This window comes from Shewanella sp. MM_2022_3, from assembly GCF_022557375.1.
GTDB classification, from domain to species: domain Bacteria; phylum Pseudomonadota; class Gammaproteobacteria; order Enterobacterales; family Shewanellaceae; genus Shewanella; species Shewanella xiamenensis.
In genome coordinates, this window is record NZ_JAKZGV010000056.1 from 1 (window position 1) to 16,917 (window position 16,917).

The 16,917-nt window shown below is 44.9% G+C and carries 17 protein-coding genes and 1 pseudogene; 14 read left to right on the forward strand and 4 right to left on the reverse strand.

Going from position 1 to position 16,917, the window contains the following annotated elements; translation table 11 throughout:
• Positions 1–150: 150 nt before the first annotated feature.
• The 3 genes and pseudogenes from MMG82_RS18700 to MMG82_RS18710 form a co-directional block, all read right to left on the reverse strand.
• Positions 151–1,122, reverse strand: a complete 972-nt coding sequence (locus MMG82_RS18700; protein WP_241407273.1) for an L-threonylcarbamoyladenylate synthase — start codon at positions 1,120–1,122, stop codon at positions 151–153.
• Positions 1,119–1,703: pseudogene (locus tag MMG82_RS18705) on the reverse strand (DUF6671 family protein); the annotation flags it as partial. The gene MMG82_RS18700 and the pseudogene MMG82_RS18705, both read right to left, overlap by 4 nt.
• 38 nt (positions 1,704–1,741) lie before the next feature.
• The gene (locus MMG82_RS18710) at positions 1,742–1,963 is read right to left on the reverse strand and encodes a hypothetical protein (RefSeq protein WP_241407275.1); all 222 of its coding nucleotides are present in this window, start codon (positions 1,961–1,963) and stop codon (positions 1,742–1,744) included.
• Between the two features lie 169 nt (positions 1,964–2,132).
• Here MMG82_RS18710 and MMG82_RS18715 point away from each other — a divergent pair, with 169 nt between their 5' ends.
• Entirely contained in the window at positions 2,133–3,014 is an 882-nt protein-coding gene (locus MMG82_RS18715) for a LysR family transcriptional regulator (protein ID WP_047538141.1), read from the forward strand.
• Positions 3,015–3,221: 207 nt separating this feature from the next.
• Here MMG82_RS18715 and MMG82_RS18720 read toward each other — a convergent pair whose 3' ends face one another.
• Positions 3,222–4,769: a POT family MFS transporter gene (locus tag MMG82_RS18720; protein WP_241407276.1), complete on the reverse strand. Its 1,548-nt coding sequence runs from the start codon at positions 4,767–4,769 to the stop codon at positions 3,222–3,224.
• Between the two features lie 179 nt (positions 4,770–4,948).
• Between MMG82_RS18720 and mioC the strand changes: the two genes are divergently transcribed.
• From mioC to atpD, 13 genes are all read left to right on the forward strand, one after another.
• Positions 4,949–5,389, forward strand: coding sequence for an FMN-binding protein MioC (mioC, locus tag MMG82_RS18725; RefSeq protein ID WP_037413450.1), 441 nt, complete (start codon positions 4,949–4,951; stop codon positions 5,387–5,389).
• Positions 5,390–5,829: 440 nt separating this feature from the next.
• Positions 5,830–7,719 carry a tRNA uridine-5-carboxymethylaminomethyl(34) synthesis enzyme MnmG gene (mnmG, locus tag MMG82_RS18730; RefSeq protein ID WP_241407277.1) on the forward strand — a complete coding sequence of 630 codons (1,890 nt, stop codon included), beginning with the start codon at positions 5,830–5,832 and terminating at the stop codon, positions 7,717–7,719.
• Positions 7,720–7,836: 117 nt separating this feature from the next.
• Positions 7,837–8,457, forward strand: coding sequence for a 16S rRNA (guanine(527)-N(7))-methyltransferase RsmG (gene rsmG / locus MMG82_RS18735; RefSeq protein WP_069453896.1), 621 nt, complete (start codon positions 7,837–7,839; stop codon positions 8,455–8,457).
• 74 nt (positions 8,458–8,531) lie between these two features.
• Entirely contained in the window at positions 8,532–9,320 is a 789-nt protein-coding gene (locus tag MMG82_RS18740) for a ParA family protein (RefSeq protein WP_011718840.1), read from the forward strand.
• Between the two features lie 9 nt (positions 9,321–9,329).
• Positions 9,330–10,208 (forward strand): ParB/RepB/Spo0J family partition protein, encoded by an 879-nt coding sequence (locus MMG82_RS18745; protein ID WP_037413441.1) that lies wholly within the window; start codon positions 9,330–9,332, stop codon positions 10,206–10,208.
• A gap of 225 nt (positions 10,209–10,433) precedes the next feature.
• Complete coding sequence (locus MMG82_RS18750) at positions 10,434–10,817, forward strand: ATP synthase subunit I (protein ID WP_011074336.1); 384 nt, start codon at positions 10,434–10,436, stop codon at positions 10,815–10,817.
• A gap of 12 nt (positions 10,818–10,829) precedes the next feature.
• The gene (gene atpB, locus MMG82_RS18755; RefSeq protein ID WP_037413438.1) at positions 10,830–11,624 is read left to right on the forward strand and encodes a F0F1 ATP synthase subunit A; all 795 of its coding nucleotides are present in this window, start codon (positions 10,830–10,832) and stop codon (positions 11,622–11,624) included.
• Between the two features lie 70 nt (positions 11,625–11,694).
• A complete protein-coding gene (atpE, locus tag MMG82_RS18760; protein WP_006083840.1) occupies positions 11,695–11,946 on the forward strand; it encodes a F0F1 ATP synthase subunit C in 252 nt (83 codons plus the stop codon).
• A gap of 38 nt (positions 11,947–11,984) precedes the next feature.
• Positions 11,985–12,455, forward strand: a complete 471-nt coding sequence (gene atpF / locus MMG82_RS18765; RefSeq protein WP_011624650.1) for a F0F1 ATP synthase subunit B — start codon at positions 11,985–11,987, stop codon at positions 12,453–12,455.
• Between the two features lie 16 nt (positions 12,456–12,471).
• Entirely contained in the window at positions 12,472–13,005 is a 534-nt protein-coding gene (atpH, locus tag MMG82_RS18770; RefSeq protein WP_037413434.1) for a F0F1 ATP synthase subunit delta, read from the forward strand.
• A gap of 14 nt (positions 13,006–13,019) precedes the next feature.
• Positions 13,020–14,561, forward strand: coding sequence for a F0F1 ATP synthase subunit alpha (gene atpA, locus MMG82_RS18775; RefSeq protein ID WP_037413433.1), 1,542 nt, complete (start codon positions 13,020–13,022; stop codon positions 14,559–14,561).
• 50 nt (positions 14,562–14,611) lie between these two features.
• Entirely contained in the window at positions 14,612–15,472 is an 861-nt protein-coding gene (atpG, locus tag MMG82_RS18780; RefSeq protein ID WP_241407278.1) for a F0F1 ATP synthase subunit gamma, read from the forward strand.
• Positions 15,473–15,507: 35 nt separating this feature from the next.
• The gene (atpD, locus tag MMG82_RS18785) at positions 15,508–16,899 is read left to right on the forward strand and encodes a F0F1 ATP synthase subunit beta (RefSeq protein WP_037413426.1); all 1,392 of its coding nucleotides are present in this window, start codon (positions 15,508–15,510) and stop codon (positions 16,897–16,899) included.
• Positions 16,900–16,917: the final 18 nt, after the last annotated feature.

Sequence of the window (16,917 nt, forward strand, 5' to 3'; positions counted from 1 at the left end):
AGTAAACGCATCCGATAAATTAAAATCAATATTATGATTTTTAAATATTTTATTGATGATTAAAAGGTTGCTATCAAAAAGCATATGCCCCTCGTTAACATTTTAACGAGGGCATTTTTTTGCAAAAAACTGGACCCTACCACAGAGAAGCTATTCCGCAGCCGCGCGGTTTAATCGATCCAAAATATCAGCCCACTCCTCAAGACGAGGCGGCGCTTCAACCAAAAGTGTTTTAATCCCCTTTAGGTCTAATGCGTAAAGAGAGGCATAAAGAGCTTGTCGATATCCTTGGTGGTTGTTCGGTAATATCAGCTTATGTTGGCAATGGATATTTTCCATCTGTGCAGAATATCCCAATATCCCCGTAGCTTCAGGCTCTGCATAAAATTGCGTTGCGAGTGAAGCAGCAGCACAAATTACGACTTTGGCATTAGGTTGATAATGGACTTTCATATTGCCAGAAATCGCTTCTTGATGGCATTCAGGCGTAATAACGGGGAACGGTAAGTAGGGCTGAAAATCCCTCGCGGATAATGGACCACTTCGTAAAATCTCAGCTTGATTTTCACTTATCCGTAAAATAGTCGACTCAGTACCCACACAGCAAATCCCACCATCGAGTACAGCAGCAATCCTTCCATCAAGCCCACTCAATACTTGCTCTGCACTAGTCGGGCTCAGTTTTTTATGTAAGTTTGCAGATGGAGCAGCAACGGCAATATTGAACTGTTGCAGTAGTGATAAAAGCACCGGATGATCAGGCATTCTTATCGCAATACTGGGCAATCCACCGGTTATAACATCCGAAACCGAGGGATGACGCTCAAAGATAAGTGTCAGCGGTCCAGGCCAAAACGCCTCGGCAAGTGGTGCAACCCAATCTGGAATAACGTTAACCCAACGAGAAAGCTGATCGATGCTGCCAATATGAGTTATGAGTGGATGATTTCTAGGACGTTGTTTAGCCGAAAAAATCTTTTCAACCGCTTCAGGGTTGCTGGCATCCGCTGCAAGCCCATAGACAGTTTCAGTCGGTACTGCGACTAGTTCGCCCGCGATTAGCAACTCTCCCGCACGTTGTAAATCAGCAGGATTCAGCGCATTAAGTCTTTCTGTTCTCATGGATTACACCAGTGGCAACGATAAGGATCAGCCACACTCTCCTCTTTGGTTTCAATTTGTTGATATTGGCAGTGAAGACATTGACGGATAAAAGCTTTAGCGAGATCTGTTGGCGTACCACACTCGCGGCAAGGCAAACCAACGATGCGATCGCGTAGCCAGAAATCCGCTTGATGACATTGTGGGCAATGTGTTTGAAGGCGCTCAACCAGTTGCTGTGCGGCCTTGATAATATATTGCTGCCGCAGCGGAGAATGCATCGCGCGAAGGTCTGGAGCGACATCAATTGGGCAAGCAAAACGACCATTTTCAGGCGCGAGATTCATCGCTTCTAATGTGGCTAGCAACATATCTAGATTAGCTACACCTTTGATCGTATGACCATCGACCTTAACTATCCACGCTTGACCCTCTTCGGCACCAGATAACGCCGCACTAAGTGCACTCACATCATCCCCTTGGTAACTTTGCAAGCTTACCGGACCAGATACATTCGCTACGATATCAATATTTTGCCTTGCATCATGCAGTACGATAAGCTCCGTATCCCAATTCATTATTCCAGGCAAAGGCCCTCCACCAAAGCTACCTTCGCTGCCTAACCCCGCCTCTAAACCGGTTAACTCACAGGCGAGTCGCGCTTTTTCTTAGCGCACTCTAGTGGTAAAAGCGTACGCTCAACTTCTCCAGAAAAGGTACCCAGCATGTCGGTATCAAATGCATCCGTTGCGACAATTTCAATCCCAAGTGGCGACAGAATTGGCGCAATTTGTTCAGCCTTGCCATGTTTGCTTAACAGGGCAATTCGCTTTGGCATTTTATAATGTGATTGATGATCCATGATGAATACTCACTCCTGAAGTGAGGGGGGTAATTCTTAACTTTAAGCAAACCTAGCCCTCTACAACGCGATAACGACGCTGAATAAGGAAGGCTATTGTTGCCGTATCAGTGATGGGATGTAAAATAGATAGATATTCACATAACGTTCTATATAAGTGAACGATTCTATGAGAAACCTCAATTTTCACCATCTACATTACTTCTGGACTGTCGCTAAAGAAGGGCATTTAACTCGAGCCTCCCAGAGGCTAAACGTTTCACAATCGGCTTTATCATCCCAGATCAGACAGTTAGAGGAACAACTAGGGCATGATCTGTTTCACCGTCAAGGCCGAGCATTATTACTGACAGAGGTTGGGCATCTCGTTCTCGAGTACGCTGAAGGAATTTTTAATTTAGGCCACGAATTGCTTTCAGTTATGGAAAATGGCGAGCACCAAAGGCTTCAGCTACTAAGAATAGGTGCAGTGGCGACCCTTTCACGCAATTTCCAAGAAAACTTACTACGCCCGGTCATTAAATTAAATAACGTCAAACTTGCTTTAAAATCATCCAACTTTGATGATCTACTCGAGCAATTGCGTGTACATAAATTAGATTTGATCCTCTCAAATCGCCCTGTGGCATCGGACTCTTCAACCCCTTGGCGCTGTAAATTAATTGCTCAGCAAGGCGTATGCTTAGTCGGCCCAAATAAAGCGGAATTCAATGCATTACGCTTTCCAGAGGATCTCACAAAAGTAAAATTACTATTACCAGGCCCCGACAGTGATATTCGTAGGCAATTTGATTTGTACTGCGAGCAACATGGTCTCTCACTAACCCCTTATGCAGAAGTCGATGATATGGCGATGCTCAGACTATTAGCGCGGGATTCGGGTGCGGTGGCCGTGGTACCTGAAGTGGTTGTACAAGATGAGATTCAAGCAGGACTATTGAAAAACTACGCGGCCTTAGATTGTGTGACTGAAAGTTTTTATGCCATAACCGCTAAAAGACACGTTGATTTACCGATCTTACATACTTTGTTAAGCACAAAAATGGAGTAACTGATATCACAATCAGTCGATTGGGATTGATTTTAGTTGCACATAAGCGACAGGAGCGTTTATTCATCTATTAACCCGAACAGAGGTTAAATAGCATACGTTTGCCAGCCAATTTAGGGCTGAATTGGCTGGCATTTTGCAGCATCATTGGCTTAAACCAATGAATTACCACTATTTAAACATCTTAACCCCAAAATATCAGCTCAATCATACCTGCCGGTAGTGATCTTGCATTTGGTATGAACGGGCATACAGTGCAAACACTAATGCCGCCAAAATAGCAAAACCCGCAAAGAAAAACATTTGGAATGCCGTCACGCTCATCCCCGTTTGCATTATTTGCTCAGTCACAGCAGGACTTTTAACACTCACATTGGCAAGCAATACCCAGAGGTTACCAACGGTAACTGAAAGCGTCCAAAAACTCATGATAGTCCCTTTCATCGCTTTAGGCGCTTGGCTATAGGCAAACTCTAATCCTGTTGCCGAAACCAGAACTTCACCAAAAGTCAGCAAAGCGTAAGGTAGAATTTGCCAGAAGATCGAAAGGGCTGAACCACCATCCATCATCAATTGAATCGTCCCCACCACAATCCAACTCAATCCAGTAATGGCAATCCCCGCCCCCATTTTACGTAATGCGGTTAACTTAATCCCCATACGCTCAATCGCGGGGTATAACACAAAATTATTAAATGGAATCAATAACATCACTAACAGTGGATTTAAAGCCTGCATCATTGCAGGTTCAAACCACGAAGGTTTAACCATATCGTTAGCCTGCAAAATCCAAGTCGAAGCCTTTTGATCGAATAGCGACCAAAATGGGGTCACCAACGCAAATAAGACCAGAATTCGAAGAACTGAGCGTACACCATCTACCGCAATATCAGGATGACAGCTTCGAGCACGCTCAAGTTGTAATGAGGCGCCCGCCCCAACAAATCCCATGAGTAGCACCATAGCACTACAAAGACCGGCAACAATCCCAAGTGTTGGAATATTGATTAGCACATAAGCAGCTGATATTAATCCAATTAATGCCAGCACTAACCCGATATTTCCCTTACCTTCCACTTTAGTAAGCAAGGCGCTGCGGATCACAGGTAAAAAACCATGGGGATCTTTTGGTTCTGGCGGCATATGAATATAACGCTTGCGACCTAACCAGAAAAATACCGTCGCTATAAACATCAGCACGCCGGGGATCCCGAAAGCAACAGCGGCACCAAAGTTTTTAAGTAACAATGGCATAGATAAGGATGCGAAAAAAGAACCAAAGTTGATCGTAAAGTAGAACATATCAAAGGCTTTTTGAGCCAATGACTTATTAGTCTGATCAAATTGATCGCCCATAAAGGAAGATACTAAAGGTTTTATCCCACCAGAACCTAAAGCAATTAAAAATAACCCCGTATAAAAACCTTGCACACTGTGCTCAAAAATCGCCAAAAAAGCATGGCCCACGCAATAAAGTAAGCTTAACCAAAGAATGGTGTTGTACTTACCAAAAAATCTATCCGCAATCCAGCCACCCAATAATGGGAAAAAGTAAACACCAATTACAAAGGAATGGAACACATCCTTAGCTACAGCGCCACGGAGATCCTCCGGAATGGACAGCAAAAGTGCTGTCATTAAGAAAGGTGTTAGAATGTTGCGCATGCCGTAAAAGCTGAAACGCTCACAAGCTTCACTGGCAATAATATAGGGGATTTGACGTGGCCATTTTGGCGCATCAACAGGTGTAGTCATCTGTTATCCTATTATAATTGTTATAAAAAACTTAAGGTTATCGGTATAAAACCAAGATTGCAGCCAAGGATACTAACAGACTGCGAATCAATATTGGCTAAATTTATACAACAAAATACGCTAAGTAGATGTAAGCCCCAAAAATGATAGAAAATTAACGACCACAGAGAGCAGTAACAATGACCAAAATTGCTATATTAGTCGGTACCACCCTCGGCAGCAGCGAATATATTGCAGATGAAATGCAGGCTCAGCTGACCAAATTAGGGCATGAAGTAGACACTTTTTTAAGTCCAACACTGGATTCACTGCAACCCTATTCCCTCTGGATCATCGTTTCATCAACCCATGGCGCAGGTGATCTTCCCGATAATCTACAGCCATTTTGTAAAGAAGTTCTACTCAATACACCAAATCTACACCAAATTAAGTTCGCATTATGTGCCATTGGTGATTCGAGTTATGACACCTTTTGCCAAGGCCCAGAGAAGCTTGTTGATGGACTTGAATATAGCGGTGCAAAAGCGTTTGTGGATAAGATCCAGATCGATGTACAACAGGATCCTGTGCCAGAAGACCCAGCTTTAGCGTGGTTGGCACAATGGCAAGATCAAATTTAAGATCCTCATTTTCAAAATACCTGAAACAACCCACAGTTTAGATCTTATTTATCCACAAAAAACTATTTATATGTATATTTTTGTGGATAAACTATTATTTAGATCTGATCAACCTCTGTGCTATTCACATCATGATCCGCTTAAAGATCCACCCTGTGGATAAATAGCGGATCTATCCCCACCTTTAATGACAGTAGATCTCGGTTAGATCACAGGTTCAAAAGCTCATTAACCACTGATATAAAAGAGAAATTAGCCTTACCCACAGGAAAGTGCGATCCTAATAGTAAACATAATAAGAAGATCTATATAAAGATCTTAAGATCTATTAGTCCCGATCCACTGGATCTATTTTCGAAAAATGATCATTCACCTCAATCAAAGCAAATGCTAAAATGATCGGCTCTCATTGGGTCACTTAAGTTTTTAAAGGTAAGGTCATGCATTTTCATGAACGGTTTGATGTTATTGTAGTTGGTGGTGGTCATGCCGGAACTGAAGCCGCATTAGCCGCAGCAAGAATGGGTTCTAAGACATTATTGCTAACGCATAATCTTGATACTTTAGGACAAATGTCATGTAACCCTGCGATCGGTGGCATTGGTAAAGGTCATTTGGTTAAAGAAATCGATGCATTAGGCGGTGCAATGGCGATCGCAACCGACTATGCAGGGATCCAATTTAGAACCTTAAACTCGAGTAAAGGCCCAGCAGTAAGAGCAACTCGTGCACAGGCAGATCGCGCGTTATATCGTCAGAAGATCCAAAATATTCTGCAAAACCAACCTAACTTACGTATTTTCCAACAAGCTGTAGATGATCTTGTTGTAGAAAATGATCGCGTTATCGGTGTCGTTACCCAGATGGGATTAGCCTTCGAAGCCGCTGCTGTCGTATTAACCGCAGGGACTTTCCTCAGTGGTAAGATCCATATAGGGTTAGAAAACTACAGTGGCGGTCGTGCAGGCGATCCACCATCTATCGCACTCGCCCATCGTTTACGCGAGTTGCATATCCGTGTTGGCCGTTTAAAAACCGGTACACCACCACGTATCGACGCCAATACCATCGATTTTACTCAGATGACAGAACAAAAAGGTGATACGCCATTACCTGTAATGTCATTTATGGGCGATTTGAGCCATCACCCGAAACAAATTTCTTGTTGGATCACCCATACCAATGAAAAAACACACGATATTATTCGTGGAGGTTTAGATAGAAGCCCAATGTACTCCGGTGTTATCGAGGGGATCGGCCCACGTTACTGCCCTTCTATCGAAGACAAGATCCATCGTTTTTCTGATAAATCATCGCACCAGATCTTTATCGAACCAGAAGGCTTAAACACCAATGAGATTTACCCTAACGGGATCTCTACCAGCCTTCCCTTTGATGTACAGTTAAATTTGGTTCGTTCGATCAAGGGGATGGAAAATGCTGAGATCGTACGTCCAGGATACGCGATTGAGTACGATTATTTTGATCCTAGAGATCTTAAAAACTCGTTAGAAACCAAAACCATTAATGGATTATTCTTTGCTGGCCAGATCAACGGTACAACCGGTTATGAAGAAGCTGGCGCCCAAGGTTTACTCGCTGGCATGAACGCAGCACTGCAAGTTCAAGGCAAAGAAGCTTGGTGCCCTCGTCGCGATGAAGCTTACATCGGAGTATTGGTTGACGATTTATCGACGTTAGGCACTAAAGAACCCTACCGCATGTTTACCAGCCGCGCCGAATACCGCCTATTGCTGCGTGAAGACAACGCCGATCTGCGTTTAACCGCAAAAGGTCGTGAACTGGGTCTGGTGGATGATGCGCGCTGGGCGTCTTTCAGTGAAAAACTGGAATCGATCGAATTAGAGCTACAACGTCTACGTAGCCAGTGGATCCATCCAAACTCTCCATTAGTGCCAGTGTTAAATCCGCACTTGAATACGCCTATTTCTCGCGAAGCATCTTTTGAAGAATTACTTCGTCGTCCAGAAATGGATTACAACAAACTGATGCAGATTGAAGGCTTTGGTCCTGGTCTTACCGATCCACTCGCCGCTGAGCAAGTACAGATCCAAGTGAAATATTCTGGTTATATTCAACGTCAGCAGGAAGAGATCAATAAAGCGGTACGTAATGAGAACACGGGCTTGCCATTGAACCTTGATTACAAAGAGGTTCCTGGGCTTTCAAATGAGGTGATTGCTAAGTTAAATAGCCATAAGCCTGAAACTATTGGTCAAGCGTCACGTATCTCAGGTATCACCCCAGCAGCAATTTCAATTCTGCTAGTACATCTGAAAAAACGTGGTTTATTACGCAAGAGCGCGTAAAAGCTAGCTTAATCGCCAGTTTGGTCGCAGAAGGGAAGCATTCAGGCTTCCCTTCGACGTTTCAGGGCTTCATAATAGCCGACGAGTTTATCATTGCATTTTTGTTGAGGTTGTTCAGTGTTATCTGCCCAGTTAGAGGCCTATTTAGCCGAAATTAATCTGCCCGCTACCGCTGAGCAGAAAAAGCAACTGCTTGATTTTGTTGGCATGCTCAACAAATGGAATAAAGCCTATAACTTAACCTCAGTAAGAGATCCCGAGATCATGCTTGTCCGTCATATCATGGACAGCTTAGTGGTATCAAAACATCTGCAAGGTGAACGCTTTATTGATGTAGGAACTGGTCCTGGACTGCCTGGCATCCCACTGGCGATTATGAATCCAGATAAAACTTTTGTGCTGCTTGATAGCTTAGGTAAACGCATTCGTTTTCAAAAACAAGTAGCCTTCGAATTAGGCATTCATAATATCAGTTCGATAGAAAGCCGAGTTGAGGCCTATCAACCTGAGCAAAAGTTCGATGGTGTGCTAAGCCGTGCCTTTGCGTCAATCCATGATATGTTGACATGGTGCCATCACTTGCCAGCTGAGCATGGGCAATTTTATGCGCTCAAGGGACAACTGAGTGATGAAGAGATGCAACAAATCCCCGCTGGCTTTGCGATAACTGAAACCATCGAACTCAAGGTGCCAAAACTCGATGAGCAAAGACATTTACTCAAAATAATCAAAGAATAACAGGCTTAAAGCTCCTCATTTTGAATGGATTTTTAAGTAGGCAATAAACCAGAATTTACATACAGGGTGACATTGTGGGTAAAGTAATTGCCGTGGCCAACCAGAAAGGTGGCGTAGGGAAAACAACAACTTGTGTCAATTTAGCCGCCTCATTAGCCGCGACTAAGCGTAAAGTGCTACTGATCGATCTTGATCCACAGGGCAATGCCACTATGGGCAGCGGTGTCGATAAATACGAAGTCGAAAACACGGCTTACGAACTGCTGGTAGAAGAAAAGCCCTTCGATGAAATAGTGGTCAAAGACACCACGGGAAAATACGATCTAATTGCTAGTAATGGCGATGTGACTGCGGCAGAAATCAAACTCATGGAGTTTTTTGCCCGTGAAGTGCGCTTACGTAATGCGCTCGCGCCGATAAAAGATCAATACGATTATATCTTTATCGATTGCCCTCCTTCGCTCAACATGTTGACGGTTAATGCGATGTCGGCGGCGGATTCTGTGCTGGTGCCAATGCAGTGTGAGTACTTTGCACTGGAAGGTTTAACCGCCTTGATCGATACCATCACCAAATTGGCAGCCGTGGTTAATCCTGGTCTTGGTATCGAAGGGATTTTACGCACTATGTATGATCCGCGTAATCGTCTTTCAAATGATGTGTCCGATCAGCTAAAACAACACTTTGGCGATAAGGTGTATCGCACTGTGATCCCGCGTAACGTGCGTTTAGCCGAAGCGCCGAGCTTTGGTGCACCCGCTATGTATTATGATAAATCGAGCGCGGGAGCTAAAGCATATTTAGCGCTGGCTGGTGAGATGATCCGCCGTTCCGAACAGAAAACTCAGGCTAAGCGAGCGTAAAGGAAAACCATGACGTTAAAGAAAAGAGGGTTAGGTAAAGGCTTAGATGCCTTACTGAGTAATAGCCACGCCGCGAGTAAAAAACACACGGAAGAAGTGGTCGTTGTCGATAAAAAAGAAGAACTTATCCATCTTGATCTCGACCTATTACAGCCGGGAAAATACCAACCTCGTAAGGACATGTCTCCCGAGGCATTGGAAGAACTTGCCCATTCCATCCGTAATCAAGGCATTATCCAGCCGATTGTAGTGCGCCCTGTTAGCAATAACCAGTATGAGATTATTGCCGGTGAGCGCCGTTGGCGCGCTTCCCAATTGGCGGGTGTTGAAAAAATCCCTTGTATCGTTAAAGCGGTTCCCGATGATGCTGCTATTGCTATCGCCTTGATCGAAAACATTCAGCGTGAAGACTTAAATGCCATGGAAGAAGCCATTGCATTACAACGTTTAATGCAAGAATTTGAACTGACTCACCAACAGGTCGCCGATGTTGTGGGAAAATCTCGGGCGAGTGTATCTAACTTGTTACGTTTAAACGGTTTGAATGAGCCTGTTAAGCGTTTACTCGAGTATGGCGATATTGATATGGGCCATGCGCGCGCTTTGCTCGCAATTGAGGGTGAAGAACAAACAAATCTGGCGAGATTAGTGGCAGCCAAGGAATTAACCGTTCGCGAAACTGAACGATTGATTAATCAAACCTTAAATCCACCCAAACCCGTCGAAACTACGACTAAAGATCAAGATGTTTGTCGTTTAGAGCAGCAGTTAATTGAAAGATTAGGTGCCAAGGTTTCGATCGCTCATAGCAGTAAGGGGAAGGGTAAAATTGTAATTAACTATCAGAATCTGGCTGAATTAGACGGAATTCTTAGCAAAATTCGTTAATGTCTGTAGATTAACAGTTTTTAATGTAAATTTGTGACATATGTTAATTTTGGATTTTGACTGTTTTGGCGCTATATCACGTTAAAAGTGCTGTTTTTCCTTATCTCAAAGTTGCAATGAAGGCGTGAAAAGGTATACTTTCGCAAGCTTTTTGTGCATCGACATAAATACGGATATTTGTCATCCGGTCATCGAAACAAAAAGTATAAATGCGGAGAGGATGAGTTGAGTAAGGTTTTAGCGCGTCGTGGCCGGTGGTCAGCCTATAAATTGGTGATGATGCAGGCGGCGGTGGCTGGGGGTGCTTCAATTCTCTTTTTCGTCGTGTGGGGAGTTCAGTTTGGCTATTCTGCATTAGCAGGTGGTTCAATTGCTGTGCTCCCTAATTTTGTATTCGCGACCCTCGCTTTCTCCCATACGGGAGCAAGTTCAGCTGCAAAAGTGATTAAAACTTTTTACTGGGGGGAAGCGGTAAAGTTGCTGTTAACCATCGCAATGTTTTCGCTAGTGTTTATCAATCTTAAGGTCGCATTTATGCCTCTTTTTGTTTGTTACGTGCTGACGTTGATCGTGCATTGGACAGCTCCTTTATACTTCAAGCAAAGTTAAGTGGGATGAATCATGGCTGCAACTGGTGAAGCGTTAACACCGCAGGGCTATATCCAGCATCACCTTACCAACCTACACGTTGGTGAAGGCTTCTGGACATGGCACATTGATTCGTTGTTCTTTTCGGTTGGTCTTGGTGTTCTGTTCCTGTGGATTTTCCGTAGTGTTGGTAAAAAAGCGACTTCAGGTGTTCCCGGTAAGCTGCAATGCTTTATCGAGATGATCGTGGAGTTCGTTGATAACAGCGTGAAAGAAAGTTTTCATGGCCGCAATGCCGTGATCGCGCCTTTAGCTCTGACCATTTTTGTATGGGTATTCATGATGAACTTCATGGATATGCTCCCTGTAGACTGGCTGCCTTGGCTAGCAAGTTTAGCGGGAATTCCATACTTAAAAGTGGTTCCGACGACTGATGTAAACATCACCTTCAGCTTAGCTATCGGTGTGTTTGTGCTGATTATTTACTACAGCATTAAGGTCAAAGGCGTGTCTGGTTTTGTTAAAGAACTGACGCTACAGCCCTTTAACCATAAGGCAATGATACCCGTCAACCTCCTATTAGAGACTGTTACCTTAATCGCTAAACCAATTTCATTGGCATTGCGTCTATTTGGTAACTTGTACGCAGGTGAGTTGATCTTCATCCTTATTGCGCTGATGTATGGTACCAACTTGTTATTATCTTCCCTAGGTGTGACTCTGCAACTAGGTTGGTTAATTTTCCACATTTTGGTTATCACGCTGCAGGCGTTTATCTTCATGATGTTGACCATTGTTTACTTAAGCATGGCCCATGAAGATCATTAAGGATTGCTGAAGAAATTTTAAACTAAATCATCAACTAATTAGATTTAGATTTTAGATACTGGAGATACAGATGGAAACGATTTTAGGCATGACAGCTATCGCTGTTGCTCTGCTGATTGGTATGGGTGCTCTTGGTACTGCAATCGGTTTCGGCTTATTAGGTGGCAAGTTCCTGGAAGGCGCTGCGCGTCAACCAGAAATGGCTCCTATGCTGCAAGTTAAAATGTTCATCGTAGCGGGTCTGTTAGACGCCGTAACAATGATCGGTGTTGGTATCGCATTATTCATGCTGTTCACCAACCCACTGGGTGCAATGCTGTAAGAAAACGCTTCTGTCTTAACTCTAAATAGGAGGCTGTTGTGAATTTCAACGCTACCCTAATCGGTCAGACGGTCGCCTTTATCATCTTCGTGTGGTTCTGCATGAAGTTTGTATGGCCCCCTTTGATGAATGCCATCGAAGCGCGCCAAAAAAGGATTGCTGACGGTCTAGCTGATGCTGATCGTGCGGTAAAAGACCTAGAGTTGGCTCAAGCGAAAGCGACTGACCAACTAAAAGAAGCCAAGGTGACGGCTAACGAAATTATTGAGCAAGCTAACAAGCGTAAAGCTCAAATAGTGGAAGAAGCTAAAGCCGAAGCAGACGCTGAGCGTGCCAAAATCATCGCTCAGGGTAAAGCAGAAATTGAAGCTGAACGTAATCGCGTGAAAGAGGATCTGCGTAAGCAGGTTGCTACTCTTGCCATCATGGGTGCTGAGAAGATCCTTGAGCGTTCTATTGATCCAGCCGCCCACAGTGACATAGTTAATAAACTAGTCGCTGAAATTTGATAAGGGAGTTTGAGTTATGGCTGAATTAACCACCATCGCTCGCCCTTACGCAAAGGCAGCTTTTGACGTTGCTGTTGAACACAACGCAGTGGATACCTGGGCCGAAATGCTCACGTTTGCCGCATTGGTTAGTGAAAACGAAACCATGCAGCCACTGCTGACTGGCTCTTTAGCCAGCACCAAACTCGCCGCACTCTTTATCAGTGTGTGTGGTGAGCAAATCAATGAGCAAGGTCAAAACTTGATAAAGGTAATGGCTGAAAACGGTCGCTTAAAGGTACTACCTGCTGTATCTGAGCTTTTTGCTCAATACCGTAATGAGTGGGCAAAAGAAGTGGAAGCCGATGTGGTTTCTGCAGCTGAGCTCAGCTCTGAACAACAGCAGCAGATCAGTATTTCTTTAGGGAAACGTCTCGCACGCAAAGTTAAGCTGAATTGCAGCACTGACGCCGCGCTTATCGCCGGTGTAATCATTAAGGCAGGTGACTTAGTCATTGATGGCTCTGTCCGCGGTAAGTTATCGCGTCTGTCTGAAAAGCTGCAGTCGTAATTGGGAGTTTGAGCATGCAACTGAATTCCACTGAAATCAGCGATCTGATTAAGCAGCGGATCGAGCAGTTCGAAGTCGTTAGCGAATCTCGTAACGAAGGTACTATCGTTGCGGTTAGTGACGGCATTATCCGCATCCACGGCCTAGCCGATGTGATGCAAGGTGAAATGATCGAACTGCCTGGTAGCCGTTTTGCAATCGCGTTGAACCTTGAACGTGATTCTGTCGGTGCCGTAGTAATGGGCCCTTATGCTGATTTAGCAGAGGGCGTAAAAGTTAAAACTACTGGCCGTATTCTGGAAGTTCCAGTCGGTCGTGGCCTGTTAGGCCGCGTAGTTAACACTCTGGGTGAGCCTATTGACGGAAAAGGAGCTATCAACAACGATGGTTTCTCTCCTATTGAAGTGATTGCTCCTGGTGTTATCGAGCGTAAGTCAGTAGATCAACCAGTTCAAACTGGTTATAAAGCCGTTGACGCTATGATCCCAATCGGTCGTGGCCAACGTGAATTGATCATTGGCGACCGTCAAACTGGTAAAACAGCCATGGCGATCGACGCAATCATCAACCAGCGCGATTCTGGCATTAAGTGCGTATACGTAGCAGTAGGCCAAAAGGCTTCTACTATCGCTAACGTAGTGCGTAAGCTAGAAGAACACGGTGCATTAGCTAACACTATCGTTGTGGTTGCTACAGCTTCTGAAGCTGCTGCGCTGCAATACTTAGCACCGTACTCTGGTTGTGCTATGGGTGAATACTTCCGCGACCGCGGTGAAGATGCTCTGATCGTATACGATGACCTGTCTAAGCAAGCAGTTGCTTACCGTCAGATCTCGTTACTACTGAAGCGTCCACCAGGCCGTGAAGCTTATCCTGGTGACGTATTTTATCTACACTCTCGTTTACTAGAGCGTGCTTCACGCGTAAACGAAGATTATGTAGAAAAGTTCACTAAAGGTGCAGTAACAGGTAAAACCGGTTCGTTAACCGCGCTGCCTATTATTGAAACTCAGGCGGGTGACGTATCTGCATTCGTACCGACCAACGTAATTTCGATTACTGACGGTCAGATCTTCCTTGAGACTGATCTGTTTAACTCTGGCTTACGTCCAGCGGTTAACCCAGGTATTTCTGTTTCTCGTGTTGGTGGTGCGGCTCAGACTAAGATCATCAAGAAACTGTCTGGTGGTATTCGTACTGCTCTTGCACAGTATCGTGAACTTGCTGCGTTCTCACAGTTTGCATCTGACTTAGACGATGCAACTCGTGCTCAGCTAGAGCATGGTGTGCGTGTTACCGAACTGATGAAGCAAAAACAATATGCTCCTATGAGTGTAGCTGCTCAAGCTGTGTCTATTTTCGCAGCTGAAAAAGGTTACCTGAAGGGCATTGAGCTGAAAAAAGTTGGTGATTTCGAAGCCGCTCTGCTCTCGTACATGAACAGCGAGCATGCTGCTTTAATCAAGCTTATCAACGAGACTGGCGATTATAACGCCGATATCGAAGCTGAATTAAAAGCTGGCCTCGACAAGTTCGTAGCAACCCAAACCTGGTAACAATGATAGAGGTGTCTTAAGACACCTCAGGTCCAGATTGGAGAGTAGAGATGGCCGGCGCTAAAGAGATTAAAACCAAGATCGCGAGTGTAAAAAACACTCAGAAGATCACGTCCGCCATGGAAATGGTGGCAGCCAGCAAAATGCGCAGAGCGCAGGAACGCATGGCTGCGAGCCGTCCATACGCGGAAAACATGCGTAAGGTGATCGGTCACGTAGCGCAAGGTTCTCTCGAGTATAAACACCCCTACTTAGAGGTGAGAGAGGCTAAGCGGGTTGGTTACATTGTTGTAGCAACCGACCGTGGCCTTTGTGGTGGTCTGAACGTCAACCTCTTTAAAAAGGTTGTTGCAGACGTGAAAAGCTGGAAAGAGCAAGGTGCAGAATTTGAATTCTGTCCTATTGGTGCTCGTAGTGTGCAGTTTTTCAAAAGCTTCGGTGGACAGGTTTCTGCCCATGCTTCAGGTTTAGGCGATGCGCCAAAGCTCGCTGACCTGATCGGGACAGTACGTGTGATGCTAGATGCTTACAACGAAGGCAAACTGGATCGTCTGTATGTAGTGTTCAACAAGTTTGTAAACACTATGACGCAGACTCCTGTGATCGAGCAGCTGCTACCTTTGCCTAAATCGGAAGATGATGAGGTTGCTCATCGTTGGGACTACATCTACGAACCTGATCCAAAAGCCCTTTTGGATACCTTATTGGTTCGTTATGTAGAATCTCAGGTTTACCAAGGTATTGTTGAAAACATTGCTTCCGAACAAGCTGCCCGTATGGTGGCGATGAAGGCGGCAACGGACAACGCGGGTACACTGATTGACGATTTGCAATTGGTCTATAACAAGGCTCGTCAGGCTGCGATTACGCAGGAACTGTCGGAAATTGTTTCTGGTGCCTCTGCGGTTTAGGTTAGGTAACGAATACAAGTTTTAGAGGATTAATCATGAGCACAGGTACTGTTGTCCAAGTGATTGGCGCGGTTGTGGACGTAGAGTTTCCACAAGATGCCGTACCTCAGGTATATGACGCTCTGAAGATCACAGGTGAAGGCTCCTGTAATGGTTTGGTGCTGGAAGTTCAGCAACAACTAGGTGGTGGTGTAGTTCGTACCATCGCTATGGGTACTTCTGATGGTCTGCGTCGTGGTCTTGAGGTAGTAAACTCAGGTTCACCTATTTCTGTTCCTGTTGGTACCGCCACTCTTGGCCGTATCATGAACGTTTTAGGCGACCCTATTGATGAAGCTGGTGCAATTGGCGAAGAAGAACGTTATGTGATTCACCGCAGCGCTCCTTCATACGAAGAGCAATCAAACACGACTGAACTGTTAGAGACGGGTATCAAGGTTATCGACCTTGTATGTCCATTCGCTAAGGGTGGTAAAGTAGGTCTGTTCGGTGGTGCGGGTGTTGGTAAGACAGTTAACATGATGGAACTGATTAACAACATCGCTAAAGCTCACTCAGGTCTTTCTGTATTCGCTGGTGTAGGTGAGCGTACTCGTGAGGGTAACGACTTCTACTACGAGATGAAGGATTCTGGCGTTCTCGACAAAGTAGCCATGGTTTATGGCCAAATGAACGAGCCACCAGGAAACCGTCTGCGTGTAGCACTGACCGGTCTGACTATGGCTGAAAAGTTCCGTGACGAAGGTCGTGACGTACTGTTGTTCGTTGACAACATTTACCGTTACACCCTAGCCGGTACTGAAGTATCAGCACTGTTAGGTCGTATGCCTTCTGCGGTAGGTTACCAACCCACTCTGGCTGAAGAAATGGGCGTTCTGCAAGAGCGTATTACTTCAACTAAGACGGGTTCTATTACCTCTGTACAAGCGGTATACGTACCTGCGGACGACTTGACTGACCCGTCACCAGCAACAACCTTCGCTCACTTAGATGCGACTGTTGTATTGTCACGTCAAATCGCTTCTCTGGGTATTTACCCAGCGGTTGACCCATTGGATTCGACTTCTCGTCAATTAGATCCATTAGTGGTTGGTCAAGAGCACTATGACGTAGCTAACGGTGTACAAACTGTTCTGCAACGCTACAAAGAGCTGAAAGACATTATTGCGATTCTCGGTATGGACGAATTGTCAGATGATGACAAGATGACCGTTTCCCGTGCACGTAAGATTGAGCGTTTCTTGTCTCAGCCTTTCCACGTAGCAGAAGTCTTTACTGGTTCTCCTGGTAAGTACGTTTCTCTGAAAGACACTATCCGTGGCTTCAAGGGAATTCTGAGTGGTGAGTTCGATCACATTCCAGAACAAGCGTTCTACATGGTTGGTTCTATCGACGAAGCTGTCGAGAAAGCTAACAAAAAGAAATAACTAAGTAGTCATACTTAG